This window comes from Rhodoblastus sp., from assembly GCF_052145335.1.
In the GTDB taxonomy this organism is placed as follows: Bacteria; Pseudomonadota; Alphaproteobacteria; order Rhizobiales; family Beijerinckiaceae; genus Rhodoblastus.
Genome location: NZ_JBKQOU010000368.1, coordinates 1 through 6296, shown reverse-complemented (window position 1 = coordinate 6296; position 6296 = coordinate 1). Strand labels below are relative to the sequence as shown.

4 protein-coding genes are annotated in these 6296 nt (G+C 62.6%); 3 read left to right on the top strand and 1 reads right to left on the bottom strand.

Annotated features, from left to right (window positions below; genetic code table 11):
- Positions 1-104: 104 nt before the first annotated feature.
- Complete coding sequence (locus ACLP2E_RS21870) at positions 105-2264, top strand: 4Fe-4S binding protein (RefSeq protein WP_442467115.1); 2160 nt, start codon at positions 105-107, stop codon at positions 2262-2264.
- Positions 2261-3262 carry an FAD:protein FMN transferase gene (locus tag ACLP2E_RS21865; RefSeq protein WP_442467114.1) on the top strand — a complete coding sequence of 334 codons (1002 nt, stop codon included), beginning with the start codon at positions 2261-2263 and terminating at the stop codon, positions 3260-3262. The genes ACLP2E_RS21870 and ACLP2E_RS21865 overlap by 4 nt, the downstream gene beginning before the upstream one ends.
- Before the next feature lie 609 nt (positions 3263-3871).
- Here ACLP2E_RS21865 and ACLP2E_RS21860 read toward each other — a convergent pair.
- Positions 3872-4906 (bottom strand): AraC family transcriptional regulator, encoded by a 1035-nt coding sequence (locus ACLP2E_RS21860; RefSeq protein ID WP_442467113.1) that lies wholly within the window; start codon positions 4904-4906, stop codon positions 3872-3874.
- Between the two features lie 159 nt (positions 4907-5065).
- Here ACLP2E_RS21860 and ACLP2E_RS21855 point away from each other — a divergent pair, with 159 nt between their 5' ends.
- Positions 5066-6178 (top strand): 3-keto-5-aminohexanoate cleavage protein, encoded by a 1113-nt coding sequence (locus ACLP2E_RS21855; protein WP_442461298.1) that lies wholly within the window; start codon positions 5066-5068, stop codon positions 6176-6178.
- The last annotated feature ends 118 nt before the right edge of the window (positions 6179-6296 follow it).

Sequence of the window (6296 nt, the reverse complement as noted above, 5' to 3'; positions counted from 1 at the left end):
CCCGCCGCTCTTGTCGACGAGCCGCATCGTCCCGACGGGCAATTGGGCCAAAGTACTATAGGCGATGTTTTCCCGCTGACACAACCTGTTTCGGGGAGAGTGAAATGCCAGGGAAAAGCGTGGGTCGCTCGCGGCTCGCCTTCGTTTGTTTGCGCGTCCTAGCGTTGCTTGCGGCGGCCTTCTGCTTGGGCCTCGCCGGGGCGCCGGGGCATGCTTCCTCGCTTGACCGCACGGCGCTGCAGATCTTCTTTCCAAAGCCTTTGATGGTCGGCGAGCGCGACGCGACCCTGCCGGTCTGGCCGATCTTCAAGCAGAGCTACAATGGCGACGTACTCCTCGCCTACGCTTTCGAGTCGATTGATTTCGAACCGATCCCCGGCTTTTCCGGCACGCCCGTCAATCTGCTGATCGCGATCAAACCGTCGGGCGAATTTCTTGACGTCAGGGTTCTGACGCAGCACGAGCCGGTTTTCGTCGACGGCCTCGGCCCCGAACCTCTGATGGATTTCGTCAAGCAATATGCGGGAAAATCCCTGCGGCAATCGATCAAGATCGTCGCTCCCGGAACGCGTAACCCCCGTGAAGAGAGCGTCGCCGCCGAAATCAACGGCGTCGCCAAGGCGACCGCCTCGGTGCGCATCATCAATGAGACGATCGTCAATTCGGCGCTGCAGGTGGCGCGGGAGCGGCTCGGCTTTTCGAGGGGCCGCGACCCCAATCGCGCCGCCCATGTCAAGCCGGAGGTTTTCGAGAAGCTGACTTTCGCCCAAATGCTGGAGCGCGGCTACATCCGCCATCTGCACCTGAGCAATGGCGAAGTCGAAAAAACCTTTGCCGGAACCGCAGCCGAGGGCGTCGACGAACAGGGCCTGGCGGACCCGCAGGGCGCCTTCGCCGATTTCTATGTCGCGGAAGTCGACGTGCCGATCGTCGGCCGCAATCTTCTCGGCGAGGCGCATTGGCGCAAGTTGATGGACCAGCTCGACGGCGCGCCCGCCATGCTGGTCTTGTCTAGCGGACGCTGGACTTTCATGCCGGAATCCTTCGTTCCCGGGGCGACCCCGAATTTGATCGGCATGAACCAGGCCGGCGCTCCCGTAGCCTGGCGCGATTTTGTCTGGCGCGATACCCTCGACCTGCCGACGCCTGCGGGGCTCGATCTCGCCAAGAGCGATGTCGCAGTTTTGCGCATCGCGCCGCAGGCCGCCTTCGATCCGGCGTCGCCGTCGGAATTGTCGCTGCGCGTTATCCGCGAAAAAGGCCAGATCTTTCCCGAGCAGGTGACGCGCGATTTTTCGTTGACCTATGCGCTGCCGGAAAAACTATTCGACATGCCGCCGAGCGACGACGGCAAGGGAATCGGCTCGATCTGGCGCAGCCGGACACGCGATATCGCCATTCTCGCCGCCGGCCTGATCGTGCTGGCGGTCGCTTTGGCGCGACAGCGCTGGCTGACGCTTTCTCCGCAAAGGTTCAGGGCGTTCCGCCTCGCCTATCTCGGCTTCACCTTGGTCTTCATTGGCTGGCTGGCGCAGGCGCAATTGTCCATCGTCTGGCTGTTCGGACTGGTCAAGGCGATCAAGGGCGAGGGCAGTTTCGCCTTCTTCCTGTGGGACCCGCCGACCCTGATGGTGACGCTGTTCGCGCTCGCTGCTTTGTTCGTCTGGGGGCGCGGCACTTTTTGCGGCTGGCTCTGCCCATTCGGCGCCTTGCAGGAATTCGCCGGCGAAATCGGAAAACTGCTACGCCTGCGCCAGATCGGCCTGCCGCAACGCTATGAGCGCCTGTCGCGGCTGCCGAAATTCCTGGTGCTGGCGGCGATCCTTGTCACCGCCTCCTTCTTCTCTTCGCAGGCGGAAAGGGTCGCGGAGGTCGAACCGTTCAAGACTTCCATCACTCTGCTGTTCGTGCGTTCCGCGCCTTTCGTGCTTTACGCCGTGGCGCTGCTGATCGTTGGCATGTTCCATTACAAATTCTTCTGCCGTTATCTCTGCCCGCTCGGCGCCGCTTTCGCCGCTTTGAGTATTGTCCGCCGCTGGAACTGGATTCCGCGCCGGAAGGAATGCGGATCGCCGTGCCAGATGTGCCGGGTGAAATGCCGTTACGGCGCGATCGGGAAAAGCGGCGCCGTTGTTTATTCGGAATGTTTCCAGTGCATGGATTGTGTGGTCATTCTCGACAATCAGGAGCTTTGCGTACCGGAGGTGCTGGAGCGCAAGCGCGCGCGCAGGCGACAGAAAAAGCAATTGGAGGCGGCCCAATGAATACTGCGAAATGTCCAGACCGTCGGCAGTTGTTGCAGCTCGCGCTGGTGGGCGCCGGAATTGGCGCGCTCGGCGTCGAGGCCTTCGCCGATGCGCCGGTTTTCCGCCGTGCGGGCGTTGCCTTCGACACCGGTGTCGGCCTCACCGTCGTCGGACTGGAGGAGCGCGAGGCGCAAGCGGCGCTCGACGCCGGCTTCGCCGAAATCCGCCGTCTGGAGCTTATTGCCGGACTGTCCACGCCGGGCAGCGACATTCGCGGATTGAACGCCACCGGGCGGCTGGACAATCCCGATCAGGCGCTTCTCGATATGCTGGCCGTCGCCGACGACATGCACCGCGCCACCGGCGGCGCCTTCGACGTGACCGTACAGCCCCTGTGGATCTTTTACGATTCCTACGCCAGGCGCGGCGCGTGGCCGACCGACGACGAGGCCGTCTCCGCGCGAAGTCTGGTCGGCCAGAAATTTGTCCGTTTCGACGCTGAGGCGATTGTCTTCGAGCGCGCAGGCATGGGGATCACCCTCAACAGTCTGACTCACGGTTATGCGGCGGATCGCGTCGCCAAACTGCTGGCCGAGCGCGGGGTGAAACAGGCCTTTGTCGACACCGGCGAAATGGAGGCCTTGGGCCGCAACGCGAAAAACCACGACTGGACGGCGGCGCTGAAACATCCGCGCGTCGCCGACGCCATGCTGGGAACGGCGCCGCTCACCGGCTGCATGGCGACTGCGGGCGATTACGCTTACACTTGGTCGGACGATTATTCCCGCCACCATATTCTCGATCCGCGCACGGGCGCTTCGCCGGCCTCCTTCGCCTGCGTCTCGGTAATCGCGGAAACAGCAGTGCTGGCCGATGCGCTTTCCACCGCCGTTTCGGTGGTCGGCCCGGAGGAGGGGATGGCCTTGCTGCGCCGGTTCAGGGCCGAAGCCTATGGCGTGACCAAGCAGGGCGAGATCTGGGCCAGCCCCGGCTTTCCGAGGCAGAATCTGGCCTAAGCGCCCTCCGTCTTCGGCGTTTCCGGAGCGAATTCCGAAACGCGAAAGTGAAAATAGCGTAGTTTCAGGGAGTTTCTCGGCGTCGTGAGCGTTCGTGTTATGTTCCACGTGAAACGTCCGACTGCCTGGAGCGGCCACCGCATTGAATCTGCTCGGTTTCCGGCGTGTTCGCGAGCTTGGCGCAACGACCCAAAAAAACACAACCAGGAGGTTGTGGCTGGCAAAACAGAGCGAAATCGGCGACAATTGATGCATTTTCGCGCGAAAACGAGCCAAAAACCGCAGGTTTTTTCACTTTTTTTGACCCGCGACGGGGTCGCAATTGGATGCAACTGGAGCGCGAATCTCCGACCGCCATCCGCTCCCTTTCCGCGTTGGCCGTTGCCGATTTCGCCGGTCGGCTCGAATGGGACGGTCGGCGTGTTGCCATGACCGCCTCGTCATGAAGTGGAAGCGCTAATTCCTGCGGCGGCTGACTGAAAACTGACCCGATGCGGTCGTTCGCTAATGATCGCCTACTCGTGTCGACGCCGCAAATAGCCGTCTTTCCATGACGCCGACCGTGGCAACGGAGCGACTTCGGATCCTGTCGAATCGCGATCCCGGCGTTCAATCGAAAGCCGCTTCCCCATCATCGGCTCGGAGCTTCGCGCGCCATTCACTGGGAGCCAAACCCACTGTGCGCTGGAACGCATGAGTGAACGCGCTCGCGTCTGCATAGCCGAGAGCCAACGCGACGCTCGTGACAGGCATTCGCGTCCCCGCGAGCAGTTGCTGAGCAACGACGGACCGCGCCTCATTCGCGAGTTGACGAAAAGTTCGTCCTTCGGCGCTGAGCCGACGATTAAGCGTCCGGGGCGTGAGCGAAAGCGCCTCGGCAACGGCGTCGAGCGAGGCGTTCCCGCAAACAACGCGACTCCGCAACGTGCGAATCGTTCGTTCGACGAAGCCCGGACAGATCCTCGCCCAGTAATCCTCGACCAGAAGTTCAGTGTCTCGTCGAAGCGCCGGTTCGGCCCCCAGCACGGGCAGGGATAGCCAGCTGGCGGGAAAAGCGAACGCGTGCTGTTCCGCGTCGAACTGGATCGCTGAGCCGAAGACTTCGCGATAGAGCGCGCCGTCGCGGGGAGCCGGTCGCGAGATAAGGACGAGTTCCGGGGCGCGGCCAACCAGCTCGCGAAGGACTTTGGCCGCGACGCCAAGCGCTCCATCGCAAATCTGGCCGACGGCGGGCGTTCCCGGGATGTGGACGCCATAACCCCAATAAGCGGTTCCATTTCTGACGACGAGATAGGCGACGGCCCCGCTGATATAGCGCTGCTGGTTTGCACAAATATCGAAAAGCGCCTGTCCGAGCGTCGGCGCATTGCGCATCAACCGCCCGATCACGCCTAGACTCTTGGTTCCGCCTTGCGCTCCCAGGAGCAGGCCGAAATCAGGCCGGCCCGTCGCCGATGCGCACAGGTCCAAGAGCAGGCCAAGCGCGTGGAAGGAAATCCGGTTCTCGGGATCGTCCAATAGGCTCGGTTCGAGCCCAGCCTGTGCAACCACTGACGCCGGCTCCAGGCCGAAACGCCGCAGCAGGCCCGGCAGCTCGGCGACAACTCCGACGCGGTGTCGGCCTTCATAAACCAAGGCGTCCATGCCCGAACAAGCCCCTTCACTTCCGTTGAGTGCGATTGTCGCAAAATGACAAGCGGCCCAAACTGAAGCGACAATAATATCCGCGCGTCTCGGTTTTTGCGAGGCGGCGCGCTCGAAAACGACCATTGGCTCCTTAGAGCGGCGACGGGGAGAAGAACGATGTATTTCACGGATGACTCACTGTTTCCCGAAAATATGCAGCCGACGATCATCACTGCGGCGCCGTTCGGTCCGGAATGGCTGCCGGGCGACGTGGGCGACCTTCCGGTAAGCTGGGACGACCAGGTGCAGGCTGCGGTCGATTGCTACAATGCGGGCGCGACCATGCTGCACGTCCATGTGCGCGATCCGGAGACCGGCCAGGGCTCGTCAAATTTCGACCACTACAATTATTTCATCGCGCGCCTTCGCGAAGCCGTACCGAAGATGATCCTGCAGGTGGGCGGGTCGATCTCGTTTGCGCCTCATACAGAAGACGCGCGGGCCAAGTGGCTCGATTACGATACCCGACACATGCTGACCGAGTTGAACCCCAAGCCTGACTGCGTCACGGTCACGACCGGCACGACGCTCTGGGACGTCACCCAGGCCTTCATCCCGGGCGACGCCGACGGGACTCACCTGGCCGACCCGAAGGTCGCGGCCGCCTGGGCCGACATGGTGGTGGATTCGACCTCGAAATTCTATATCGAACACTTGAAGCGCCTCTCCGCGCACAAGATCCAGCCTTATTTCGTCCCCGGCCACGTCCATCAGCTCGAAATTATCGAGCGGATTCTTCGCGCCGGAATCTACAAAGGCCCGCTGAACCTGGCCCTTTGCGGCTACGGGGGCGGCTCGATGGGCCGCAATCCCTACGACTGGATGGAAATGCTCCGCCGCACGCCCCACGGCGCGTCCAGCGTGACCTTCTGGAGCAGCATGCGCGGCAATATCGCCATCCAGTCTCTGGCGACGATCCTCGGCGTCCATGTGCGCGTGGGCAACGAGGACAATATCTGGGACATGCACAAGCAGCGCTGGTCGACGGTGAAGCAGGTCGAGTGGGCGGTGAAGCAGAGCGAGCAGTTCGGCCGAAAAGTGGCCACGGCGGACGAGGCGCGCCAGATCATGAAGATCGGCGTCTGGTACGACACGGTCGAGGAAACCCTGTTCAACGCCGGCCTGCCGCCAAACCGGCCGCAAGGCTACAAGGGCTTCCTGACCTACGAAACCGATGGCCGCCTGCCGAAAGCGGCGGATCTGCGCACGAGTCCCGCAAGCGTGCTTTGACCTGAGGCGCCGCGCCCGGCCTCACAGGTCGGGCGCGGCTTTTTGATGACCGGCAGACTCGCTCATGACGGCGAAAGGCAAAGCCATGACCGCTAGCGCGGAAACCGGACCCTTGGAC

Bases quoted from the DNA above. Each gene is read 5' to 3' on its own strand.
- ACLP2E_RS21855 (WP_442461298.1), top strand. From the start codon at position 5,066: ATGTATTTCACGGATGACTCACTGTTTCCCGAAAATATGCAGCCGACG.
- ACLP2E_RS21870 (WP_442467115.1), top strand. From the start codon at position 105: ATGCCAGGGAAAAGCGTGGGTCGCTCGCGGCTCGCCTTCGTTTGTTTG.
- ACLP2E_RS21865 (WP_442467114.1), top strand. From the start codon at position 2,261: ATGAATACTGCGAAATGTCCAGACCGTCGGCAGTTGTTGCAGCTCGCG.
- ACLP2E_RS21860 (WP_442467113.1), bottom strand. From the start codon at position 4,906: ATGGACGCCTTGGTTTATGAAGGCCGACACCGCGTCGGAGTTGTCGCC.